The organism is Basfia succiniciproducens (genome assembly GCF_011455875.1).
GTDB classification, from domain to species: Bacteria; Pseudomonadota; Gammaproteobacteria; order Enterobacterales; family Pasteurellaceae; genus Basfia; species Basfia succiniciproducens.
The window spans coordinates 948,830-973,128 of the sequence record NZ_CP015031.1; the positions used below are offsets into that span (position 1 = coordinate 948,830).

Below are 24,299 nucleotides of genomic sequence, written 5' to 3' on the forward strand. Positions count from 1 at the left end.
TCTATACAAAAAGTGCGGTAAATTTTACCGCACTTTTGCTATTTAAACCGAAAATCAAACCTTACTTGCCAAATAACGTTCCACCGTATCCACAATGGCCTGGGTTTGCGGGTCAATTTCAATATTCACTTTCGAGCCGATTTTGCGCTGCCCGATTAAAGTACGGTGAATAGTTTCCGGAATTAAATTCACACAAAACTTATTATCTTTCACTTCACCGATGGTTAAACTGATTCCGTCCACCGCAATAAAACCTTTGGTCAGGATATATTTCATTACCTCATTCGTCGGCAGTTTAAACCAAAGCTGCAGGTTATTTTCCGAAGGAATAATTTCGACGACTTCGGCAGTGCAGTAAACATGCCCGGAAAGAAGATGACCGCCGATCTCCGAACCCATTTTCATTGCCCGTTCGATATTAACGAAATCCCCTTCCTTCACATCACCGAGATTGGTGATTCTCAGGGTTTCCGTCATTAAATCGAAGCTCACAAGATCACCCTTAATATCGGTGACGGTTAAACAAACGCCATTATGCGCTACCGATGCGCCGATTTCTAAATCCGCTAATAATTTCTGTGGCATTTTAATAATGTGTGTTCTAAAATTCCGTTTGGAAATAATTGACTGAATTTGCGCAGTCCCCTGAACAATACCTGTAAACATAATTTTCTCCAATAAGAATTGCAGATCCGACTATCTGCAAAATTTTATCTATTATAAAGTAAAATATTCACATTTATGCAAAAAATTACTCATTGGCAAGAATATAAAATAGAAGCCAAAAGCCTGATTCTCCTTTCTTTACCGATTTTATTAGCACAAATTGCACAAAATTCAATGGGGCTGGTAGATACCATTATGGCCGGGCGTGTTAGCGCGGCGGATATGGCGGCAATTTCTGTAGGCGCATCAATTTGGATGCCGTTGGTGCTGTTCGGGCAGGGTTTGCTCCTTGCGCTACCACCGACAATTTCTTATCTGAACGGTTCGGCGCAGCGTCACCGCATTGCCCATCAGGTCAGACAAGGTATTTGGATTATTTTGTTCTCAATTGTTCCCCTCGCATTGCTGATTTATCACAGTGATACGGTCATTAACCGAATGGGCATGGAAGAACACTTAGCACAAATTACCATTAAATACCTCCACGCCATGCTGTTTGGCTTGCCCGCCTATTTGTTGCTGGTTAATTTTCGCTGTTTAAACGACGGTTTGGCAAAAACCAAACCGGCAATGATTATTACCCTGATCGGTTTACTGCTGAATATTCCGCTGAATTACATTTTCATCTACGGGAAATTGGGCGTGCCTGCCTTTGGTGCGGTCGGTTGCGGAATCGCCACTACTATCGTGAATTGGATTATGTGCATATTGATGATAAGTTACACAAAATCCGCACGCAACCAGCGGGATTTAAAAGTATTTGAAAACATTATTGAATTACCTAACCCGGCGACTCTGAAAAAACTGTTTAAATTAGGTTTGCCTATTGCAATTGCGATATGTAGCGAGGTGGCGCTTTTCGCTCTAACCTCTTTGCTGCTTTCACCATTAGGTACGAATGCGGTTGCAAGCCACCAAATTGCGTTAAATACCAGTTCGTTTATTTTTATGCTGCCGATGTCTTTAGGTATGGCAACGACTATTCTGGTCGGACAAAGCCTTGGTGAACGCTCGCCGTTGAAAGCTAAGGATATCAGTTATGTCGCCCTGTTTATAGGTTTAGCCACTGCAACCCTAACGGCATTTTTAACTGTCGTTTTACGTTACCAAATCGCCGGTATTTTTGTTAAGGATACGGAAGTTATCTCCCTTGCGGCTTCCCTTTTATTGCTCAATGCCCTTTATCAGTTTTCCGATGCGGTACAAGTGGTAGTGGGCGGCGCATTGCGCGGTTATAAAGATACCAAAGCGATTTTATACATCACATTATTCTGCTACTGGGTGTTAGGTATGCCTATTGGTTATATTTTATCAAGAACGGATTTAATAACCGCCCACATGGGACCTACGGGATTCTGGATAGCTTTTGTGGTAAGCCTCACGGTAGCGGCCGTTTTGTTATTTTACCGGATGTATAAAATTCAAAAACAATCCGATGAACAATTATTAACGAAACTGGAAAAATTGAAATAATCTGATTTTAGGGCGTAATCATACGCCTTGTTTTTCATATGAACCCGCCGATTAATCTAAATAAAAATAATTCTTATTGTATAAGATAAGGATTTTCTATATACTTTCCGCAATTTTTATCGCATAAATTTGCGTATCTATTTTTTATCAATACCCTAATAATCTTAAATAATCTAAGGTTTCTTATGAATTTTAAATTTAACTTAATTTATACCGCACTTTTCAGCGGGCTTGCTTTTTCGTCCTATGCAACTGAAACGAATCAGGAAGTAAATACCGAATTAGAACAAATTAACGTCGCTACCGAATTAGAAAAAGCAAAAGCTGCCGGCAATAAACAAAAGGACATTGTGAATTTAAGTTTATTAGGCCGTCAACCCGCCTTTACCTCACCTATTTCCGTGGTGAATTATGACGAAAAAGCCTTTGAAGACAAGCAACCCCGTAATGTAGTGGATGCCATTGCAAAAACCGATGCTTCCGTAATGAATTTTGGCGGCGAAACCAATACGCTTTCGGGAATTTATGTGCGCGGCTTGCAGCTTGATGCGCGCCAAATCAGCGTAAACGGCTTAGCCGGCCTTTATTCCACTTACAACTCGCCGACCGCCGCAGTCAGCTCGGCACAATTAATTAAAGGCGCATCAACCGCCACAACAGGTATGGATCCTGAAGGTTCCGCCGGTTCAGCTATGAATATTGAAACCAAACACGCAACGGATAATCCGATTAATAAAATCGGTTTTGGCTGGTTCAGTAACAACCGTTTGCAGGAATCTTTTGATTTTGGCCGCCGATTCGGCGAAAACAATGCCTGGGGTGTACGTGTTAACGGTAAATATCGTGACGGCGATACCGCCCGCCACGGATATGACGAGATTAATAAGGAATTTGCCGTTGCCGCAGACTACCGCGGCGATAAATTTCGCGCAGCCATAGACTATATGTACGCCAAACGCGCCACCAACGGCGGACGTGCGCGTGTACAGGATATTCAAAATCTTGATTTTGCCATGCCGAAAGCGCCGGACGGAAAAATTAATTTAATTCCGAACTGGTCAGGACAAACTACCGAAGATCAAACCGTTATGGGTACCTTTGAGTATGATTTGCCTTATAACATGATGTTGTCCGGCGGACTTGGCCATATGGAATCTAAATATTACGGTTCTTTTACCCAATTAACCATGAAAAATACCGACGGTGATTACAGTGCCGCAAATTCTACCTTAATTGATTATCGCACCCGCACCACAAGCGCAAACTTAAAGCTGCAAGGCGAGTTTGAAACAGGTTCGATTTACCATATGTGGAATACTTCCTTTGATATAGTCGAACGTCAGCGCGATTTCGATAACAATCCGAGCAAAAAACGAACCGGTAAATTCAGCACTAATATTTATAATCCCGTCTTTATCAGTACACCTGAGCAAGACGGTCTGGCTCAGGAAACGGATGTTAAATTAAAAAGTTATAGCTGGGCATTAGCGGATACCGCCGGCTTCTTTGACAATAGTCTGCGTTTAACCCTTGGCGGTCGTTTCCAATGGATAAAACAGCACAATTATAAAAACGATAGCAAAGGCGATAAAAACCGCTTTAGCCCGATGGTCACGCTGGCTTATGTGCCGAATCCTGATTTAGTGTTCTACGGTAACTATCTGGAGGATTTAGAGCCGGGTTATGTGGATGAAGACGGCAATATGGCAAAACCGGTAGTAAGCCGCCAGATTGAACTTGGCGTGCGTAAAAACTGGGGAGATTTATTCACCACTACCGCCAGCATTTACCAAATTCGTCGCCCGGGTACTGTCACGACTAATTTAGCTAAAACAGTCGGCGAAGAACAGGGTGAAGAACGCAATCGCGGTATCGAATTTAATATTTATGCCAGCCTGTTTAACAACACAGTACGCCCAAGCTTAGGCATTACCTATAACAAAGGGGAATTAATCGACTATTCCACTTATGCCGGCGCAATTAAAACCGGAACCCAAGTCGCAAGCCCTAGAATTATCAGTAAAGCCAATATCGACTGGGATACGCCGTTTATTGAGAATCTGACCTTAAACGCCGCTCTGCAGTATTACGGCAAATCCTATCAGGATATTGATAAAAAATATAAACTACCCGCTTACACAACAGTGGATCTGGGAGCGAAATATCTGATTAAGCTCAATGAAACTCAAACTCTGACGTTACGTGCGGCGGTAGAAAATGTATTCGACAAAAACTACTGGCAGGTACAACGCGGCAAATATGACCGCAGTTTTGCCGTGGTGGGTATGCCCCGTACTTACTGGCTAACCGCAGAATATACATTCTAATTATCACCGCCAATCTAAGGGCAGTTCACTGCCCTTTTGTCTTATTCGGAAAACAATGCATGAACTGGCAAACAGAATTAAATAACAGTTTTTCATGGCTGATTACCACCCTCATTTGGGTGTCTTTGGCATTCACTTTTTTTGCTTTATTACTAAGAAAAACGGATTTTGGTGAGAAATTCTGGTTAGTAACCAAACCCTGTATTGAGCAATCCAATAAATTTAAAACCATCGGGCTGATACTATTTCTATTTTTATTGATCTTATTGGAAGTACGCATCAGCGTCTTAAACTCCTTTTTCTATAATGGGTTATATAGCGCGTTGCAAGATAAAAAAGCCGATGCCTTTTGGTTTTTCGCCACAATTAACGCCATGCTGGTAGGCTTTAAAATCATCCATTCCATTATAAATTACCTAATTCGTCAGATATTTGAAATCCGCTGGCTGGAAAAATTCAACGACGACATGCTCAGCCGCTGGCTTGATCATAAAAATTATTATCGGCTGAAATATGAAAAAGATCTGCCCGATAATATTGACCAACGTATCGAACAAGATGCCCGCGAATTTATTACCGGGACCGTGGATCTAGTGGATGGTATTTTAGGTGCCATTGTTTCCATTATTGAATTCACCATTATTCTATGGGGGCTTTCCGGCTTGCTTGTATTATTTGATATCAGCATTCCAAAAGGCGTCGTATTTTTTATTTATACCTTTATCATTATTGCCACTGCCCTTTCCGTCTGGATTGGCTATCCACTGATTAAATTGAATTTCAATAAAGAAAAACTGAACGGTGATTACCGTTATTCTTTAATCCGTATCCGGGATAATGCGGAAAGTATTGCCTTTTACGACGGCGAGCAAAAGGAACGCCAATATTTAAACGAAATATTTAAAGCCATCATAAAAAACCGTTGGGCAATCGTGCGGCAAATGCTGGGGCTGGACGGTTTTAACACTGGGGTAACGCAAATCGCTATGATTTTACCCCTAATGTTACAGGCACCGCGATTTTTCGCCGGGCAAGCCACATTAGGAGATATGCACCAAACAGTACAAGCCTTTAATCGCTTAATGCGCGCCCTTTCGTTTTTCCGTTTGTTTTACGAACAATTCACGCTTTATCAAGCGCGGCTGAACCGTTTGTATGGTTTTATGGGGAAATTAAACGAACTGGACACCCATTTAATCCCGAATCCTATTGAATGCAGCCAGCGCGTTGCTTTAGAGAATTTCGGTTTAAAAGATGCAAAAGGCAATGTGCTGTTCGAGGGAATTAATTTAGAACTTTCCGCCGGCGACGCATTACTGATTCAAGGCGCTTCCGGCACCGGAAAAACCACTCTTTTAAAAGCCATTGCCGGTATTTATCCTTTTGAAACCGTCGGGCGTTCAAAACGTCCGTGCAACGGCAAAATTTTATTCTTACCGCAGCGCCCTTATATGCCGCAAGGTTCATTACGCGAAGCGATTTGTTATCCCAACATTGACCCTCACCATCCCGAACTTGAAAGTTATATGTTGAAATGCCATTTGGATAAATACATTTTCGCCCTCGATCAGGAAAATGACTGGCAGGCGATTCTTTCCCCGGGAGAACTGCAACGGGTGGCGTTTATCCGGATTTTCCTGACTAAACCGGATGTGGTTTTTCTGGATGAAACCACATCCGCTCTGGACGAGCCGACGGAACATAGTTTATACAGCAAGATCCGACAGGCGTTGCCGGGCATGATTATACTGAGTGTCGGGCATCGCTGCACATTACAACAATTCCACACCAAACATTTGGTTATCGGGCTCGACAAATCCAGCCGGACAATATAAAAAAACTGCGGTAATTTTTACCGCAGTTTTTATCAATGGAAAATAGGTTTATTGCCAGTTATGGTAAGCCAATCTACGCTGAATAACGGGATGAAGCTGTTTTAATTTTTTAATGCGCATTTTGTGCAGCGCCAAATCCAACAACGCCTGCACTACCTTACTGTGATCCTGCACGCTGCACACAATTTTATTTTCCAGTAACTCAAGCATTTCATGCCACCCGAAGGTGGCAATCACCAAATCTTTCAGAAAAGCTTCATTGCGTTTAATAAAAGACATCAATAGACCCTGCAATAAAGTCAATGACGTGGAGAAAATAGCATCAGGTACGATTCCGTTCTTCTCAATCCATTCGCTCACTAATTGCTCGGCATTTTCCTTACGGAATTGGCTCGCATAAAGATAATCAACCTGCAGCTGCTTTTTGCCCAGCGCCTGTTTAAATCCTTCCTCGCGGGCTTTACTCATCGGTAATTCAGGCAATGCGCCTAAAAATAAAATACGTTGATAATCCGCTTTATCAAACAAAGACACGGCAAGCTCATAGGCATCATGTTTATCGTCGGTAAGTACGTTATCTACCCCCTCGGAATCAATATGGCGATCAAAACCGATAATCGGAATGGCGTTATTTTGCTGATAATAATGATTATCCGCCGGCAATACGGTGGAAACGAACAACGCGTCAACCTGACGCTGAAACAGATGTTTCGCACATTCAAGTTCATTTGCCACATTATCGTTAGAACAGGTGATCAATAGCTGGTAGCCATTCTCACGACAGGATTTTTCCAGCTGATTAGCAATTTTGGCATAACTTAAATTTTCAAAATCCGGGATAATCAAACCGATAGTGTTGCTCTTGCCCGCTCGTAACCCCGCCGCCATGGCATTGGGCTTAAAGTCATATTCTTTTATTAAGGCTTGCACTTTTTCTATGGTTTTGTCACTGACCCGGTATTGTTTAGCTTTGCCGTTAACCACATAACTGGCGGTAGTGCGAGAAACACCCGCCAATTTTGCCAATTCTTCTAACTTCATTATTTTATCCTTAAAACGTGAAACTGCTGAAACGATTATAGCACCTGAATGTTAAATATTTAGTACGGAATTATAAATATTTGATCTAGTTCTCACTAATTATTGATGAAGTCATATTTTTTATGACAATTTGCAACCGGGTGGCAGGTTGAAAGGTGAAGAAAAAGAAAAAAGTGCGGTAAATTTTACCGCACTTTTAGTAAAGAAGAGAAACTTATAGACAGTTTTTCTCGCCGCGAGACAAACTGATTAAGCCCGAACGTACAATCTCAATAATTGTAGTCTCTTCTTTTACCGCGCTAACAAAGGCGTTTAATTTGTCCTTTGTACCGGCTAATTGAATCGTATAGGATTTGGTTGTTACATCTACAATCTGACCGCGGAAAATATCCGTTAAACGTTTAATTTCATCACGGGTCGAACCGGTAGCGCGCAATTTCAATAACATGACTTCACGCTCAACATGTTCGCAATCACTTAAATTAATGACTTTAAACACATCCACCAATTTGTGTAATTGTTTTTCGATTTGCTCCAATATCGCTTCATCTCCCGAGGCTTCGATAGTCATACGTGACAAAGTCGGATCATCGGTCGGCGCTACGGTTAAACTTTCGATATTGAATGCACGTTGAGAAAATAAAGCAACCACACGAGATAATGCACCCGATTCATTTTCTAGTAATACTGATAAAATTCTACGCATATTATTTCTCCGCTGGTTTACCTAAAAGCATTTCATTCATTCCGCCGCCTGTAATTTGCATCGGATATACATTTTCCGTGGCATCCACAAGTACATCGACAAACACTAATTTATCTTTAACCGCAAAGGCTTGAGTCAGTTTTTCCTCTAACTCGTCTGCCGTATTGATTTGAATCCCTACATGACCGTAAGCTTCCGCCAATTTGGCAAAATCAGGTAACGAATTCATATAAACCTGTGAATGACGGCCCGAATAAATCAAATCCTGCCATTGTTTTACCATGCCTAAGAAGCGATTGTTCAGACTTACAATCACAATCGGCGTACCATATTGTTTTGCGGTTGAAAGCTCTTGAATATTCATTTGAATACTACCGTCACCGGTAATACACACAACCCGGCTGTCCGGATGGGCGAATTTCGTCCCGATCGCCGCCGGCAAACCGAATCCCATTGTACCTGCGCCGCCGGAATTGATCCAATGACGAGGCTTATCAAACGGATAATGCAATGCGGCAAACATTTGGTGCTGGCCTACATCGGAAGCAATATAAGCCTCACCTTTGGTTAAACGATAAATCGCTTCAACCACGGCTTGCGGTTTAATCGCTTGAGAAGTGCGGTCGAATTCCAGACATTTTTTCGCCTTCCATTCATCAATTTGTTTCCACCATTCCGTTAAATCCGATTGTGATTTTGATAAATTGTCATCTTCCAGTAAAGATAAAAATTCGGTTAATACATTATCCACGCTACCTACAATCGGAATATCCGCCGCGATATTTTTAGAAATGGATGTCGGGTCGATATCCACGTGGATCACTTTTGCATGCGGACAATATTTCTCTACATTATTGGTGGTACGGTCGTCAAAACGTACGCCGATACCTAAAATTAAATCCGCATTGTGCATTGCCATGTTGGCTTGGTAAGTTCCGTGCATACCCAGCATACCGAGGAATTGTTTATCCGTGCCGGGATAACCGCCCAACCCCATTAATGAGGAAGTCACCGGCAAATTAAGCAACTGGGCAAATTGGGTTAATTTTTCGCTGCTGTTGCCGATAATTACACCGCCGCCGATAAATAATACCGGTTTTTTCGCCACCAATAACGCTTTCAACGCTTTTTTGATTTGGCCTTTGTGTCCTTGTACATTCGGGTTATAAGAACGCAAGCTTACTTCTTTCGGATATTCGTAAGTATATTTATTGGCAGGGTTGACCACATCTTTCGGAATATCAATAACTACCGGACCCGGGCGACCGGAAGACGCAATATAAAACGCTTTTTTAATGGTTTCCGGAATATCTTCCGCACGTTTAACCATAAAACTGTGTTTAACAACCGGACGGGTTAAGCCGATAGTGTCACATTCCTGGAAAGCATCGGTACCGATTAAATTGGAACGCACCTGACCGGTAATAATAACGAGAGGCACCGAATCGGTATAAGCGGTTAAAATACCTGTTACCGCGTTAGTTGAACCCGGGCCTGAAGTCACTAATACGCACCCCACCTCACCGGTTGAACGGGCGTAACCGTCCGCCATGTGCACCGCGGCTTGTTCATGACGAACCAGTACGTGTTCGATTCCGCCTAAAGTATGAATCGCGTCATAAATGTCTAAAACCGAACCGCCCGGATAGCCGAACAAATATTTAACGCCTTGATCACGCAATGACTGCACAACCATTTCCGCACCAGATAATTTTTTCATTTTCACCTCTCAAATACCCATAGAAGGAAGTTGATTACTATGGATAAATTACTTATCAATGGAAACAGTTTACCGATCCGAAACGGATTGTCTATCAATTTTTACTTAAATTACATCAATAAAAACAGAATAAAATTCTAATTTAATTAAAATTTTAGAATTTTATAAATTAAAAATAATAAAATATAAAAAAAATGCGACTTTATGTCGCATTTTATAAAATATACAAAATTAAATTTTTATTTAAATTTATGACTAAGATCACGCTTTTAACGTTTTTTAGTGATGAAAATCAGCAAAAATAACGCCATGCCCGTAGTGATAAAGCCAAATAATGGTGTTTCAGTAAAACCGACCACTAAATAACCCAGAATTGTGGCCGTGGCAACAAGTAAGGCATAAGGTAATTGTGTCGTTACATGATCCATATGATTACATTTTGCCCCGGTCGACGACAAAATGGTGGTATCCGATACCGGAGAACAATGGTCTCCGCACACGGCTCCCGCCATTACGGCAGATAAACAAGGCAATAGTAATTCCGGAGCGGCATTAACCGCAATTGCCGCCGCTATCGGCAACATAATACCGAAGGTTCCCCAGCTGGTACCGGTGGAAAATGCCATCGCAGCGCCTAAAACAAATAATAAAGCCGGCAATAATGCGGGCGTTAAGTTGCCTGAAATCAAACTTGATAAATATTTACCGGTCTGCATATCGCCGACCACTTTGTTGATTGTCCAGGCAAAACATAAGATCAAAATTGCGCCTACCATAGATTTCATGCCTGCGATAACCGCTTTGGCATAATTGCCGGAAGATAATTTTTTTGCCAATACAATCAAAATTGTGGAAATAAGAACCGCAGTCATACCACCGACAACTAAAGAAATTCCGACGGTTGTATTCTCAAAAGCGCCTAATACGCTGAATTCTTTACCGTCAGCCAATAGTGCCTGATTACCGGTATGCATCATCATTGTAACAGTGCCGATAATCAATCCCACAATCGGCAATACGAGATTTCTAACCTGCCCCTGAACTGCCGAATTAGTTTCTTGCACATTGTTGGCTTGTTCCATAGCTAATTTTTCATGATGCGCCATAGGCCCGATATCAAATGAAAAATAAGCGACGATAAACACCATAACAATAGAAAAAATCGCATAGAAATTCATCGCACTCATGGTCATAAAAGCGCCAATCGGCGTATAACCGGTAATAGAATGTTCGGCTAATAATCCCGCAACTAAAGTAATAATATAAGCCCCCCAGCTTGAAACGGGCATTAAAACGCACATCGGTGCCGCCGTGGAATCAAGAATATAGGCTAATTTCGGGCGGGATACATGGAATTTATCGGTAACGGGGCGTGCAATCGCACCTACCGCAAGGCTGTGGAAATAATCGTCAATAAAGGTAATAAAGACTAAACACGCCGCCATAATTTTAGCGCCCCGACGGCCTTTAATACGTTTTTGCGCCCATTCCGCAAATGCCTGATTACTACCGGAAACACTTAAAAGTGCGGTTAAAATTCCCAGCAATAATAAAAAAACAAGAATATTTACATTATTATCATTTAATACGAAATGGTTTTCTTCATCAAAATTAAAAATTAATGAAGTCACACTGTCAAATAAATAACTAACCCCTTGTGCGAGACTTCCGTTAGATAACATTAATGAACCGACAATGATCCCGACACTTAACGAAAGCAATACTTTACGAGTAAAAATCGCTAATGTGAGGGCTAAAATCGGTGGTAGAATTGACCAAAGAGAAGTCGAAAAATCTGCAAGTTGCATTGGTTTACCTAAAATAATATTTATTAGGAAGAGCTACTTAGATTAAATAATCAATGATTAAGGCAGGTAAAATACAGAAAGAAACCGACCCACGAGTAGCGCTCCATAGTTAATCAAAAATGACTATGGCAGTAACGTTCCTTTCGGTGACGTTACCAACCAGTTAAGATGACGCTTAACTGATTTCGGCAAATATTCCTTTCAATTTCCTTCATTGTTATCCACTCTGGAAAAATACTTATAATATTCGCACCTCTACATGTGTAGGGACTGTAAAGATTACAATAAGACAATGAAATTGCCAAGAATAATTAGCTAATAAAATGTAGATTCCGTTTATCTTTGTTTATTATTTGAGCTATAACCTGTTTTTTAACGAGTAATAGATCTTATTATTTCACGAGTAATTTATTATAAATAATAAAGTCCGTGTACTAGCTCTAATTAATTTTACATTTACGATTTTTTTAATTTCCTATATATTATAGAACCTGGCTAATTTAGCTTCATATTTTTTAATTAAATAACATTTAAGGATAATAAAAATGAATGAAGTCATTAAAACATTAAATAATCTGCGTCGTTTACGTTCTATGGCAAAAGAATTATCCATAGAACAATTAGAAAACATAATTGAAAAGTTTCAACTTGTTATAGAGGAAAAAAAAGCGGAAGAATTAGAAATTAAACGCTTAGAAGAAGAACGTAAAAATCGTCTTGAAAAATATCGCGAATTATTAAAAGAAGACGGTATTACCGCAGACGAATTAGCACAAATCCTTGCCGGGAAAAACAATACCGTGAAAGCAAAAAGAGCGCCGTTATCCGCCAAATACAAATATATCAATGAAAACGGCGAACAAAAAACCTGGACCGGTCAAGGGCGTATGCCAAAAGCAATTCAACTTCAATTAAATGCAGGTAAAAGTTTATCTGATTTTGCTATTTAATTTATTAACTTTGCCGTAAACACACCAATATGATCGAAAAGAAAATTCTCCTTACCGATTGCCCTGACGATAAAGGATTAATCGCTAAAATTACAAACATTTGTTATAAACACCAACTTAATATTCTGCATAATAATGAATTTGTAGATTTTGAAACAAAACATTTTTTTATGCGTAGTGAATTAGAAGGTATTTTTAATGAAGCGACATTACGTGCCGATTTAGAATTCAGTCTTCCCGAAGGCGCTAATTTCCGCTTAATTGATGCACAAAAAAGAAAACGGGTCGTTATTCTGGTAACAAAAGAAGCCCATTGTATCGGCGATATTTTGATGAAAAACTATTACGGCGGCCTGGATGTAGAAATTGCGGCGGTGGTCGGTAATCATGAGACTTTAAAAGAATTGGTCGAACGTTTCGATATCCCGTTCCATTGCGTGAGCCACGAAGGCTTGACCCGAGTGGAACATGACAAGCTATTAGCGGAAAAAATTGATGAATACGCACCGGACTTTATCGTTTTAGCAAAATATATGCGTGTATTAAACCCTGACTTTGTTGCCCGCTATCCAAATCGCGTAGTGAATATTCACCATTCGTTTTTGCCTGCATTCATCGGCGCCAAACCTTATCAGCAAGCCTATGAACGCGGTGTAAAAATTATCGGCGCTACCGCCCATTTTATTAATAATGAATTGGACCAAGGCCCGATTATTATGCAAAACGTCATTAATATCGATCACACCTATTCCGCAGATGCGATGATGAAAGCCGGACGCGACGTAGAAAAAACCGTACTGAGCCGAGCGCTGGACTTGGTTTTACATGATCGTGTTTTCGTCTATAAAAATAAAACTATCGTACTGTAAAAAACACAAAAAAAGTGAGCTTAAAAACTCACTTTTTTATTTTCTATTTCTGCGGATTCCGCTCTTTTTTATCCGCAATGCCTAAGGCCGATGAAAAGCTGCGTAATCCTTGAATACTGCCCTGTTTCATCATGGTTTGCATAGCCTGAGTAGGCGAATGAATCAGTTTATTCATTAATTTATAGCTCAACTCCTGCAATACCGTTTCAGGATCTTCGTTTTGTCCGATAGCCTGCACCGCTTTTTCTAATAAATCTTGTCGAATTTGTTCCGCACTTTCACGATAGGTACGGATTAAATTAGAAAACTGATGAACCTTCATCCACTCAAAGAAATCCGACGCTTCCGCATCAATAATAGTCTCCGCTTCTTTTGAGGCCTTTTCCCGCTCGGAAAGATTACGCTGGATAATACTGTGCAAATCATCTACGGTATAATGATAAACGCCGTCCAGTTTTTCCACGCGTTCGTCCACATCACGCGGCACAGCAATATCCACAATCAGCATCGGCGCATTACGGCGTTTTTGTTGAGCCTGTTTGACCATTTCAGCAGTAATTAAAACTATCGGGCTGCCCGTCGAGCTAATCACAATATCCGCCTGATTCAAACCATCCTGCAACTGTTGCAAAGACAACACCTGAATATATTTATTATGCTCTAATTTTTCAACCAATAACTCGGCTCTTGCCAAAGTGCGGTTAGAAATCATCAATTTTTTCACACCGTGACGTAACAAATGGCGCGCCACCAATTCAATGGTTTCACCGGCACCGACGAGGAGAATATTGAGATCTTTCAGTCCTTCAAAAATCTGACGGGCCAAACTGCAAGCCGCATAGGCAACGGATACCGCGCTATTGCCGATATTCGTTTCAGTACGTACGCGTTTTGCCACGGAAAAGGTTTTTTGAAACAGGCGAGAGAATTCGCTGGACATCGGCATATGCTGCGCCTGACAGTAATCTTCCGAGTATTGATAGGCTTGCTTCACCTGACCGAGAATTTGCGGTTCGCCTAAAACTAAAGAGTCCAATCCGCAGGAAACCCGCATTAAATGGTTAACCGCACTTTGATTTTGTTTGATATATAAACAATTTCTTAATTCATCGACATCTAATTGATGCACATCGGCAAACCATTGAATACATTGTTCCAGCCAACGTTGATTTTCTTGATCAGTTTCAGGAGAAATATGTTTATTGTGCAAATAAATTTCAGTCCGATTACAGGTTGATAAAATAACCTCGCTTTGCGCCAATTCGGATTGAGCGATTTGTTGAAAGGCTAAATCCCGCTTTTCAGGAGAAAAAGCGACCTTTTCGCGCAATGCCACACTCGCTGTTTTATGGTTAATACCTAGAACTAAAATTGTCATGTAAGAAAATCACTCAACTTTATTTTGCCGATTAGCCGCCAACCGACAAAATGCCCGCATAAAAAATTTTTAAAATAAAAACCCTGTCATTTTAATCAATTACAACAAGCCGGGCAAATGTAACTCATCTAAATTTTGACGAATACATCTTTCGGGTTATCCCTTGAGAACAAATTTTAAGCACAATAATAAAACCTTAATTTTTCTGCCGCATCGGTTTGCGTGAAAGATCTTTACTGTAAATCACTTCAGTGGGATTATGAATGTCGAATCCTTGTAACGTCGGATTTAAGTATACCGCTTTTGCATATTGAAAAATCGGCAAAAACAAATGTTCTTGGCGAGAAATAAGCAATACTTGCCGATAAAGCTCGTTTCGTTCCGGTTCAGAAATTGTCTGCTGCGCTTTTTCAAGCAGTTTATCCACCCTTTCCTGGCTGAATCCGGTTTTATTATCCGGATTTTTTGAATAAAGCAAATTTAAAAATGCCGAAGGATCATTATAATCCGCACACCAACCCGAACGAATAATCTGAAAATCACCTTTTGCACGCTTTTCCTGCAACTGTGACCAATTCACAGGCTCCATTTTTACCGAAATCAAATCCGATTGAGACCAACTACGCGCAAGACGGTTTGCAATATTCGGGTGTATACCCTCCTGTTCATAAGTTAATTTAAATTGCAACGGATTCTTCTCTGAAAAATCAGCCTGTTGCAGAATTTGCTCCACTACCGTCGCTTGCCAGCTTTCATCCGATTCAAATTCCATATTACGCGGCACAAAATAACTGACGGCAAAACCGGATAACCCGCTGTCCCGTACAATATTATGAGAAGAAATCATAGAATTTAGCGCATTTCTTACCGCAGTTTTTGCCAGATTCGGATCCTTTAAATTAAATTCATAAAAATACGTACATAATTTAGGGAAATTTACGACATTTTCCATTTTGATTTGACGAAAATCAGTGACTAAATCTACCTTTTTCACATCCGTATTGTCGGCTAATTTTTGGTAATGCACCTGTGGAAAACTAACCTTTTCGGCATTCCAATAAAATTCATTTTTTACCAGCGAAATTGTATCCGCCTTTTGTCCTGTCAATTTATATGCGCCATTACTGATAAGCTCTCCCTTATTTGAATTTCCGCCGGAATAAGCCGGCAATAGTGCAATATGCGCCAGCATTTCAGGCAAATAAGAGATGGGTTTATCAAGACTGATTTGTAGATGATATTCATCCTGCGCTTTAATGCCTAATTGAGAAATATCTGATTTGCCTTCCAAAATTTCTTGTGCCTGATCTATATGAATAAAGGCAAGATATTGTCGCAATGGTGAAGAAGATAAGGCTAATAACTTCCAGGCTTGAGCAAAATCCTCAGCGGTCACGGCCTCGCCGTTTGACCATTTGGCATCCTGACGTAAAGTAAAAATCCAGGTTTTGTTATCTTTGGTTTCCCAACTTTCCGCTACTGCCGGTTGAATATTGCCGTGAATATCAAAAATAACCAAGCCTTCAAAAAGGTCTCGCATAAAATCCGCTTGTTCGCTTGATTTTATATCGCGAATATTCAGTACTAAATCCGAATATACTCCCCGGCTCAATATGTGTTGTTCCGGCACTGTTTCAGTCTGTATTTGCTTGGTTGATGTCATACTTTCTGCGGGCTGCTCGGAGACGGATTGTTTGGTATCGGAGAGCAAATCCTTAATTCGATCACACCCAACCGAACTCAAAAAACAGCAAAAAATGACCGCACTTTTTGCTACTAAAGAAAACTTTCCCGAAAATAATGAAGATCTCATTTTATTACTCATAACAAACCAAACAATAAAGGCTTTTGATATTACACCAAAAGCCTTTAAAGATCTTAAAAATTCTAATTAAATTGCAGATACGTTAAGTGTTGAACCGCCAACGATACGAACTCGAGCGCCGGCTTTCAAAGAAGCATCCGCTTTTTGAACAACAACGATTTCTTTACCGTCGTCTTTCTTAATTACAAGCTCTAACGCATCAACCTGGCTTACTTTTTCTTCGATTTTGCTACCTGCAACCGCACCGGCTATCGCACCGACTGCACTTGCCACCGCACGGCCAGAACCGCCGCCGATAGTTGAGCCTGTAATGCCGCCTAACACGCCGCCGCCTACGGTTCCGATAACGCCTTGGTTATTAGCCTGGATTTTTACCGGACGAGCCGAAACAATCGTACCGTAACTGATTGAACGCGCTTCTTTCGATTGCGCACCGGTATAAACATCACCACTGTACACGTCAGTGTTCGCGCAACCGGTTAAACCTAAACTAACTAAAACTGCTAGTGCTAATGTCATTTTTTTCATAATTTTTAACCTTTAAAAAATTAACGAATGATACCTGTTCTAGATAACCAAGATCTTGAAACCGATCTTGAAATATTTCGAATATTTTTTGTACCGTCTTCAGCTGTCGATACTCGAACGCAAGTGCCGACAGGCAAATCCGAATCATAAGGTTGAGTAATTACAAGATTTTCAACCTTGCCTTCCTTTCCGTCACAATTATTATAGCGAACGGTTAATTTAAGATTTGAACCTTCATATTGGCTAAATAAAATCTCGCCGGCATAACCATCATCATATTGTTTTTGGCTGCCGGAACAAGCCGTTAACCCCAAACCGACTATCATAGCAATTGTCAGAGTAACTTTTTTCATATTCACGAAACCTTAATAATATTTTTGATATTAAACGGGTGGACTTTTATACAAACATGGTTTTGCGATTTATCTGCAAAGCTCACGGCTATTGACGGATTCGGCAACTGTTCGCCATCAACTTTAGGTTCATCCACTTTGATAGTTAAATTGCCCGATTGGTTCCATAAAAATTGTTGTTGAACCCGCTCTACCCATTCAATTGATGATTCATTAGGCAAAAACGGTATAACAAACTCAATGTGCTCCCAGGATTCAACGGGATAATGCTTATTTTTAGGAAACGGCAATTCAATAATAAAGACCCGCTGCCCCATAAATAACAGCGGTTGCTCTAATTCGATTAAATAAATGGCCCGTCCGTTAACAAGATTATTGCTCAAAATTTTACCGTAGTTTAACAAAGTTGTCAGCCAACTTTTCGCTTTATCCTCGGTATTTACACGAATTGACAAATGATCAATTTCATACAAAGATAAATCCACTTTCATCTCTTGAGCCAGCGTTGCGATTTTTTGCTCAAAATCTGAAAATTCCCCATAATTTGCCGGCAAATGCTCAAATAACGAATGTATTTGGTTAAATTTTTGCATTTTTTCTCGCTTTATCTTTTCCAACTAGCTAAAGCACGTTATCATAACGGATTATTTTTTGAAATCAAATAACATAAAAAAATATAGGTAATAGGACAGTGAATATTCAATGGATTTTATCGGACAAAATTAAACGGGCAATGATTGCGGCGGGAGCAGAACAAAATGCGGAACCTCTTGTTCGTCAATCGGGCAAACCGCAATTCGGCGACTATCAAGCCAACGGAATTATGGGGGCGGCTAAAAAATTGGGTTTAAATCCCCGCGAATTTGCCCAAAAAGTATTAGAGCAAGTGGATTTATCAGACATTGCTGAAAAAACCGAAATAGCAGGTCCCGGTTTTATTAATATCTTTTTAAATAAAAACTGGGTGGCGCAACAGGCGGATACCGCTTTAAACGCGCCCAATTTCGGTATTAAAACCGCGCATCCGCAAACAGTAGTGATTGATTATTCTTCGCCGAACGTCGCTAAAGAAATGCACGTGGGCCATTTGCGTTCGACAATTATCGGTGATGCGGTAGCGCGGGCATTAGAATTTATGGGCAATCACGTTATCCGCGCAAATCATGTGGGCGACTGGGGAACGCAATTCGGTATGCTTATCGCCTATTTGGAAAAAATGGAAAACGAGCATGCGGACGCCATGCAGTTAAGCGATTTAGAAGCCTTTTATCGCGCGGCAAAAGAAACTTACGACAATGATGAAGAATTTGCCGTGAAAGCGCGCAGTTACGTAGTGAAGTTGCAAAGCGGCGATGAATATTGCCGTACTATGTGGAAAAAATTAGTTGATATGACCATGCAACAAAATCAACGTAACTATGAACGCTTAAACGTTACGCTTACGGAAAAAGACGTAATGGGTGAAAGCCTGTATAACCCGATGTTGCCCGCCATAGTGGAAGATCTGAAAAAACAAGGGCTTGCCGTGGAAGACGATGGCGCGCTTGTTGTTTATCTTGATGAGTTCAAAAATAAAGACGGCGATCCGATGGGCGTTATCGTTCAGAAAAAAGACGGCGGCTTCCTTTACACCACCACCGATATTGCCGCGGCAAAATATCGTTACCATACTCTACACGCCGATCGCGCATTAGTCTTCTCCGATACGCGCCAGAGCCAGCATATGCAACAAGCCTGGTTGATTACCCGTAAGGCTGGCTATGTGCCGGATTCATTCAGCCTTGAACACCATAACTTCGGTATGATGCTGGGTAAAGACGGCAAACCCTTTAAAACCCGTTCGGGCGGCACGGTAAAATTAGCGGATCTGCTGGATGAAGCGGTGGAACGCGCTACCCTGTTAATTAATGAAAAAAATACCGCGCTTTCCGAACAGGAAAAAGCGGCGGTAATTGAAGCGGTGGCGATCGGCTCGGTAAAATATGCCGACTTATCCAAAAACCGAACCACCGACTATGTATTCGACTGGGATAACATGCTGAGTTTTGAAGGGAATACGGCACCTTATATGCAATACGCCTATACCCGTATTCGTTCTATCTTCAACAAAACTGACGTAAATCCGACCGCACTTTCAGCCGCACATATTGAAATCCGCAATGACAAAGAACGCGCGCTGGCGATTAAATTATTACAATTTGAAGAAGCGGTACAAACCGTAGCTAAAGACGGCACACCGCATATTTTATGTAACTATTTGTATGAATTAGCCGGTGTATTCTCAAGTTTCTATGAACACTGCCCGATTTTAAATGCGGAAGAACCTGTTAAATTAAGCCGCCTGAAATTGGCTAAATTGACGGAAAAAACGTTAAAACAGGGATTGGATTTACTCGGCATTAAAACCGTCGAAAAAATGTAATTTCCGACCGCACTTTTTTATCGTCAAGGCAAGCAATTATAAACGCTTGCCTTGTTTATTTAGCGCTTCCACAAGCGCTAAGACAGGCATATAATACTCACGAATTTCACTCCTATCCTAAGCTGTAATCCCAAGGAACAACCATGAATAAAGCTTTACTTCCCGTTCTTGTCTCTTCAATTTTTATGCTCTCTGCCTGCAATGAAGAAAAAAACATAGAATTGGCGGCTCAATTACAACATTATCAGCAACAAGTTGACCAATTAAAAACCGAATTAGAAAACGCCAATAATAAATTAACCCAAACGCAAAATGAATTAACTGCTCAACAGCAAGCTTTCCCCGCATTAAAAACTACGGAAGAAAAAATTTTTACCCGCAACGAAGAAATTAGCTTTACGGAAAACCGACCGACCGGCAGCGGTATTATTAATTATTACATTGATACGGTAAAAACCAGTATTCCCTGGCTGGATAAACTGCTTATCAGCCAAGCGATTGACATATTAAATCAGGATGCCGAACCTAAAGATAAACTAACAATCAACGATTCCGATTCGGATCAACAAAAAGCGGTGCTGACTGAAAAGCTGGAAAACAATTATCAACGGGATTTGGACATTCTTACCGCCAATAAACTGCCAGGTATCGATTATATTATTGAAACGAGCTATCTCGGTCAGCGCGAAAATCTAGTCAGTTTTTCACTATTTCGTCATGCCTATTATGGCGGTGAACGTAGCAGTTTTTACACTCGTTATCTGAATATCGATAGTGAAACGCAGTCTATTATCCGTTTAAGTGACGTTATTCCGCCGGTAAAACAAAAAGAATTAAAAGAATTGTTGTGGAATAGCTACGCAAATGCGCTTGGCAATAATAAACCCTATATAAAAAAACAGAATTTTTATATTGCAAAAGACTTTTATTTCACGCCTGACGGTATGAATTTTGTTTATAGTCCTTCCTCGATTGCCCCATTCTCTGCCGGAGAAATTACATTACAACTTTACTGGAATGAAATTAATACGCTAATTAATGGTCAATATATATGGCATGACATTAAATAATAGACCCAGGAGTTTAATCATGAGTAAAACCACGCTTAGCTTGCTAATTTCCGCCACGTTATTACTTTCTGCCTGTAATGATGAAGAAGTCCGTAGCTTAAAAGAACAACTACAAACCAGCCGGCAGCAAATTGCACAACTGCAAGCAGAATTACAGCAAACCAATGCGACTTCAACCATAAAGGCGGATTCGGCACAACCTGAAGCGGCAATTTCACCCACTGAAGATACGGCGATTCAAGGTAAAATTATTCAAGATGAAATTCCTACCCTGTATGTAAAACCGGTGACGGTATTTGATAAAACGGAAAAATTTAATTTTAACGTTAGTAAAAAACCTAAAAACAATGAACCGCTCTATGAAGAAAGCCACATTCATTATGCAATGCATACGGTAGAAACGGGAATCGAATGGCTGGATTCTCTGCTTTATCAAAATTTAATGGCGGATATCACCATTGAAGATGCCGACAAGCAAAAAGAGTTTGAGTCGATTCCAAATGCAAAAGACCGCTATGCGGCATTTATCGAATACTTTTATAACAACGCCTTGCCCGAAATTAAAAACGGTACTACTTTAGGCTCGGATTATTACATTAATTTGGATTATGTCGGTCAAAGAGAAAATATTCTTACTTTTAAAGTGGCAAATTACATGTATGACGGCGGTGCACATGGTATGTACAGCACCGATTACATTAATATTGATAGCCGAAAAAAAGCCGTTATCGACTTAAATACGTTGGTAAATAAAGATAAACAGAACCAATTAAAAGAATTACTGTGGAAATCATATCTCGCTTATACTAATAACGATAATTCAGACATACCGTTTACCGAAAAACAGGATTTCGATATCTCACAACAATTCTATTTCAGCTCTGAAGGCGTAAATTTCGTTTATCCGCCTTATGCCCTAGGCTCCTTTGCGGAAGGCGAAATAACCTTATCTATCAGCTGGTCTGACGCTAAAAACATCATTAATAAAGACTATCTTCGAGAAGGTTTTACTATACAGGAGTAAAACCAAACGAAATAAAGCAAAAAGTGCGGTAAATTTTACCGCACTTTTTTTGTATTTGAGTGAATTTTAAAAATTATAAAACCCGACGTGATTGCGTATAGGTTCTTGACCAGTAACCGTCGTCTAACGAGCTAATTGTTACGCCTTCTTTTGTACTGGAATGCATAAAGCGGTTACCGCCCAAATACACGCCTACATGACGATTACCTCGGAAAAAAACTAAATCGCCTTGCTTCAATTCGCTTTTCTGAATTTTCTTACCGACGGAACGCTGTTCGGATGTGGAGCGCGGTAAATCAATACCAAACGCAGTGGAAAAGGCTTCTTGCATAAATGCGGAACAATCAATACCGCGTGTTGTCGTACCGCCCAAGCGATAGCGGGTACCTGCCCACGCACTATAGACTTGCATTAATTTCTTATTATTAATCTGCGCATTTTTGGTTGAATGAATTGAATTGGAACGCACATCATATTGTGGTTTATTGGTTTTTAAAGAACCGATTAATTCGGTTAACTGAGTATCATTTGTTTCATCCGCCGAGGGATAAACTGCGGCATCCAGCCTGGAAGAGTTAGAGCAAGCGGTCATTACCAGCGCTGCCGTAACTAGCAAAAATTTCTTAATCATCATACTAAAATTGGTTACTTAAACTATAAACGGGATAATCCTACCTAAATTACGCACCAATTACCAGCTTTAATTCATATTTATGCAAATTTATCTGTATTTTTGTGAATAAAATCACATTTTTATGCATTTTATTCAATAAAAAAGCCTTTCTATTAATATAAGAAAGGCTTTTAAGCTATTAAGCGATATTATTTTTTCTTCGCTTTCGGATTTGGCAAGTCTGTCACAGACCCTTCGAATACCTCTGCGGCAAGACCGACAGATTCATGTAAAGTCGGGTGAGCATGAATAGTTAAAGCGATATCTTCCGCGTCACATCCCATCTCGATAGCAAGGCCGATTTCGCCTAACAATTCACCGGCATTTGTACCTACAATCGCACCACCTAAAATACGATGTGAATCTTTATCGAAAATCAGTTTGGTCATACCGTCCGCACAATCCGACGCGATTGCACGACCGGAGGCGGCCCACGGGAATGTCGCCACTTCGTAATTTAAGTTTTCCGCTTTACATTCTTTCTCCGTTTTACCGACCCAAGCCACTTCAGGTTCGGTATAAGCAATTGACGGAATCACTTTCGGATCGAAATAATGTTTTTTACCTGCGATAACTTCAGCGGCAACATGACCTTCATGCACACCTTTATGAGCAAGCATAGGTTGACCGACAATATCACCAATCGCAAAAATATGCGGTACATTGGTACGCATTTGTTTATCAACATTGATAAAACCGCGATCAGTTACTTCGATACCCGCTTTTTCGGCACCGATTAATTTACCGTTCGGCGTACGACCGATAGCAACCAACACCGCATCATAAACTCGGGTTTCAACCTTACCGTCTTTGGCTTCCATGGAAACATGAATACCGTCTTCTTTCGCTTCCACCGTAGTTACTTTTGTTTCTAACAATAAATTGAATTTTTGTTCGATACGTTTAGTAAAGATTTTAACAATATCTTTATCCGCAGCAGGAATCACTTGATCAAACATTTCAACCACATCAATTTGCGAACCTAATGCGCTATAAACGGTACCCATTTCTAAACCGATGATACCGCCGCCCATAACCAATAAGTTTTTCGGCACTTCACGCAATGCAAGGGCATCAGTTGAATCCCAAACTCGCGGATCTTCATGAGGAATAAACGGTAATTGAACCGGTCGGGAACCCGCTGCAATAATAGCGTTATCGAATTTAATCGTGGTCGGGTTACCTTCGCGATCTTTAGCCACTAAAGTATGGCTGTCGGCAAATTCCGCCAAACCTTCGACAACAGTAACCTTACGCATTTTCGCCATGCCCGCTAAGCCGCCGGTTAAACGGCCTACTACTGCATTTTTGCCTTCGCGTACTTTATCTAAATCAATAGTAGGTTCGCCAAAAACAATGCCGTGATGTTCCACATGTTTTGCATCTTCAATCACTTTTGCTACATGTAATAACGCTTTAGAAGGGATACAACCAACATTTAAACACACACCGCCTAAAGTCGAATAACGTTCGACCAATACGGTTTCAAGACCAAGGTCCGCACAACGGAACGCCGAAGAATAACCTGCAGGGCCTGCACCAAGCACCACAACTTGAGTTTTAATTTCTTTGCTCATATTTTTACCTATATAAGAGCAGGCTGATTTGCCCGCCAAAGTAACTGGTAAACA

The 24,299-nt window shown here is 40.6% G+C and carries 20 protein-coding genes and 1 riboswitch; of the genes, 8 read left to right on the forward strand and 12 right to left on the reverse strand.

Annotated features, from left to right (window positions below):
- Window positions 1-54 precede the first annotated feature (54 nt).
- Window positions 55-666: a riboflavin synthase subunit alpha gene (locus A4G13_RS04205; RefSeq protein WP_090653909.1), complete on the reverse strand. Its 612-nt coding sequence runs from the start codon at window positions 664-666 to the stop codon at window positions 55-57.
- A 75-nt stretch (window positions 667-741) separates the two neighbouring features.
- Between A4G13_RS04205 and A4G13_RS04210 the strand changes: the two genes are divergently transcribed.
- The 3 genes from A4G13_RS04210 to A4G13_RS04220 all read left to right on the forward strand — a co-directional run bounded on the left by A4G13_RS04210 (window position 742) and on the right by A4G13_RS04220 (window position 6,301).
- Window positions 742-2,139: an MATE family efflux transporter gene (locus tag A4G13_RS04210; protein ID WP_011200488.1), complete on the forward strand. Its 1,398-nt coding sequence runs from the start codon at window positions 742-744 to the stop codon at window positions 2,137-2,139.
- 185 nt (window positions 2,140-2,324) lie between these two features.
- The gene (locus A4G13_RS04215; RefSeq protein WP_090653911.1) at window positions 2,325-4,466 is read left to right on the forward strand and encodes a TonB-dependent receptor; all 2,142 of its coding nucleotides are present in this window, start codon (window positions 2,325-2,327) and stop codon (window positions 4,464-4,466) included.
- 59 nt (window positions 4,467-4,525) lie between these two features.
- Window positions 4,526-6,301: an ABC transporter ATP-binding protein/permease gene (locus tag A4G13_RS04220; RefSeq protein WP_090653913.1), complete on the forward strand. Its 1,776-nt coding sequence runs from the start codon at window positions 4,526-4,528 to the stop codon at window positions 6,299-6,301.
- Window positions 6,302-6,349: 48 nt separating this feature from the next.
- On the opposite strand, the gene cra is transcribed toward A4G13_RS04220, so the two are convergent.
- The 4 genes from cra to A4G13_RS04240 all read right to left on the reverse strand — a co-directional run bounded on the left by cra (window position 6,350) and on the right by A4G13_RS04240 (window position 11,576).
- Window positions 6,350-7,342 (reverse strand): catabolite repressor/activator, encoded by a 993-nt coding sequence (gene cra, locus A4G13_RS04225; protein WP_090653915.1) that lies wholly within the window; start codon window positions 7,340-7,342, stop codon window positions 6,350-6,352.
- Between the two features lie 214 nt (window positions 7,343-7,556).
- Window positions 7,557-8,048, reverse strand: a complete 492-nt coding sequence (gene ilvN, locus A4G13_RS04230) for an acetolactate synthase small subunit (RefSeq protein WP_011200492.1) — start codon at window positions 8,046-8,048, stop codon at window positions 7,557-7,559.
- 1 nt (window position 8,049) lies between these two features.
- Window positions 8,050-9,768 (reverse strand): acetolactate synthase 3 large subunit, encoded by a 1,719-nt coding sequence (locus A4G13_RS04235; protein ID WP_090653916.1) that lies wholly within the window; start codon window positions 9,766-9,768, stop codon window positions 8,050-8,052.
- 269 nt (window positions 9,769-10,037) lie between these two features.
- On the reverse strand, window positions 10,038-11,576 hold the full coding sequence (locus tag A4G13_RS04240) for a Na+/H+ antiporter NhaC family protein (protein ID WP_090653919.1): 1,539 nt from the start codon (window positions 11,574-11,576) through the stop codon (window positions 10,038-10,040).
- Window positions 11,577-11,664: 88 nt separating this feature from the next.
- Window positions 11,665-11,842, reverse strand: a riboswitch (Lysine riboswitch).
- A gap of 279 nt (window positions 11,843-12,121) precedes the next feature.
- On the opposite strand from A4G13_RS04240, the gene A4G13_RS04245 reads away from it, so the two are divergent.
- Window positions 12,122-12,526 carry an H-NS family histone-like protein gene (locus A4G13_RS04245; protein WP_090653921.1) on the forward strand — a complete coding sequence of 135 codons (405 nt, stop codon included), beginning with the start codon at window positions 12,122-12,124 and terminating at the stop codon, window positions 12,524-12,526.
- Between the two features lie 29 nt (window positions 12,527-12,555).
- Entirely contained in the window at window positions 12,556-13,395 is an 840-nt protein-coding gene (purU, locus tag A4G13_RS04250) for a formyltetrahydrofolate deformylase (protein WP_011200497.1), read from the forward strand.
- A gap of 43 nt (window positions 13,396-13,438) precedes the next feature.
- Here the strand turns inward: purU and hemA are convergent, their stop codons facing one another.
- The 5 genes from hemA to A4G13_RS04275 all read right to left on the reverse strand — a co-directional run bounded on the left by hemA (window position 13,439) and on the right by A4G13_RS04275 (window position 18,054).
- Window positions 13,439-14,773 (reverse strand): glutamyl-tRNA reductase, encoded by a 1,335-nt coding sequence (gene hemA, locus A4G13_RS04255; protein ID WP_090653923.1) that lies wholly within the window; start codon window positions 14,771-14,773, stop codon window positions 13,439-13,441.
- 196 nt (window positions 14,774-14,969) lie between these two features.
- A complete protein-coding gene (locus tag A4G13_RS04260; protein ID WP_243739743.1) occupies window positions 14,970-16,436 on the reverse strand; it encodes a peptide ABC transporter substrate-binding protein in 1,467 nt (488 codons plus the stop codon).
- A gap of 228 nt (window positions 16,437-16,664) precedes the next feature.
- Window positions 16,665-17,126 (reverse strand): outer membrane lipoprotein, encoded by a 462-nt coding sequence (locus A4G13_RS04265; RefSeq protein WP_011200500.1) that lies wholly within the window; start codon window positions 17,124-17,126, stop codon window positions 16,665-16,667.
- Between the two features lie 20 nt (window positions 17,127-17,146).
- The gene (locus A4G13_RS04270; RefSeq protein ID WP_090653927.1) at window positions 17,147-17,479 is read right to left on the reverse strand and encodes a hypothetical protein; all 333 of its coding nucleotides are present in this window, start codon (window positions 17,477-17,479) and stop codon (window positions 17,147-17,149) included.
- A gap of 2 nt (window positions 17,480-17,481) precedes the next feature.
- Window positions 17,482-18,054 carry a VOC family protein gene (locus A4G13_RS04275; protein WP_041640200.1) on the reverse strand — a complete coding sequence of 191 codons (573 nt, stop codon included), beginning with the start codon at window positions 18,052-18,054 and terminating at the stop codon, window positions 17,482-17,484.
- Window positions 18,055-18,170: 116 nt separating this feature from the next.
- Between A4G13_RS04275 and argS the strand changes: the two genes are divergently transcribed.
- From argS to A4G13_RS04290, 3 genes are all read left to right on the forward strand, one after another.
- Window positions 18,171-19,901 (forward strand): arginine--tRNA ligase, encoded by a 1,731-nt coding sequence (gene argS / locus A4G13_RS04280; protein ID WP_090653929.1) that lies wholly within the window; start codon window positions 18,171-18,173, stop codon window positions 19,899-19,901.
- Between the two features lie 143 nt (window positions 19,902-20,044).
- Window positions 20,045-20,971: an RsiV family protein gene (locus tag A4G13_RS04285; RefSeq protein WP_011200505.1), complete on the forward strand. Its 927-nt coding sequence runs from the start codon at window positions 20,045-20,047 to the stop codon at window positions 20,969-20,971.
- A 19-nt stretch (window positions 20,972-20,990) separates the two neighbouring features.
- Complete coding sequence (locus A4G13_RS04290) at window positions 20,991-21,995, forward strand: DUF3298 and DUF4163 domain-containing protein (RefSeq protein ID WP_050738259.1); 1,005 nt, start codon at window positions 20,991-20,993, stop codon at window positions 21,993-21,995.
- Window positions 21,996-22,068: 73 nt separating this feature from the next.
- On the opposite strand, the gene A4G13_RS04295 is transcribed toward A4G13_RS04290, so the two are convergent.
- On the reverse strand, window positions 22,069-22,626 hold the full coding sequence (locus tag A4G13_RS04295) for an NlpC/P60 family protein (RefSeq protein ID WP_041640202.1): 558 nt from the start codon (window positions 22,624-22,626) through the stop codon (window positions 22,069-22,071).
- Window positions 22,627-22,817: 191 nt separating this feature from the next.
- Window positions 22,818-24,245, reverse strand: coding sequence for a dihydrolipoyl dehydrogenase (gene lpdA / locus A4G13_RS04300; protein ID WP_090653931.1), 1,428 nt, complete (start codon window positions 24,243-24,245; stop codon window positions 22,818-22,820).
- Window positions 24,246-24,299 lie beyond the last annotated feature (54 nt).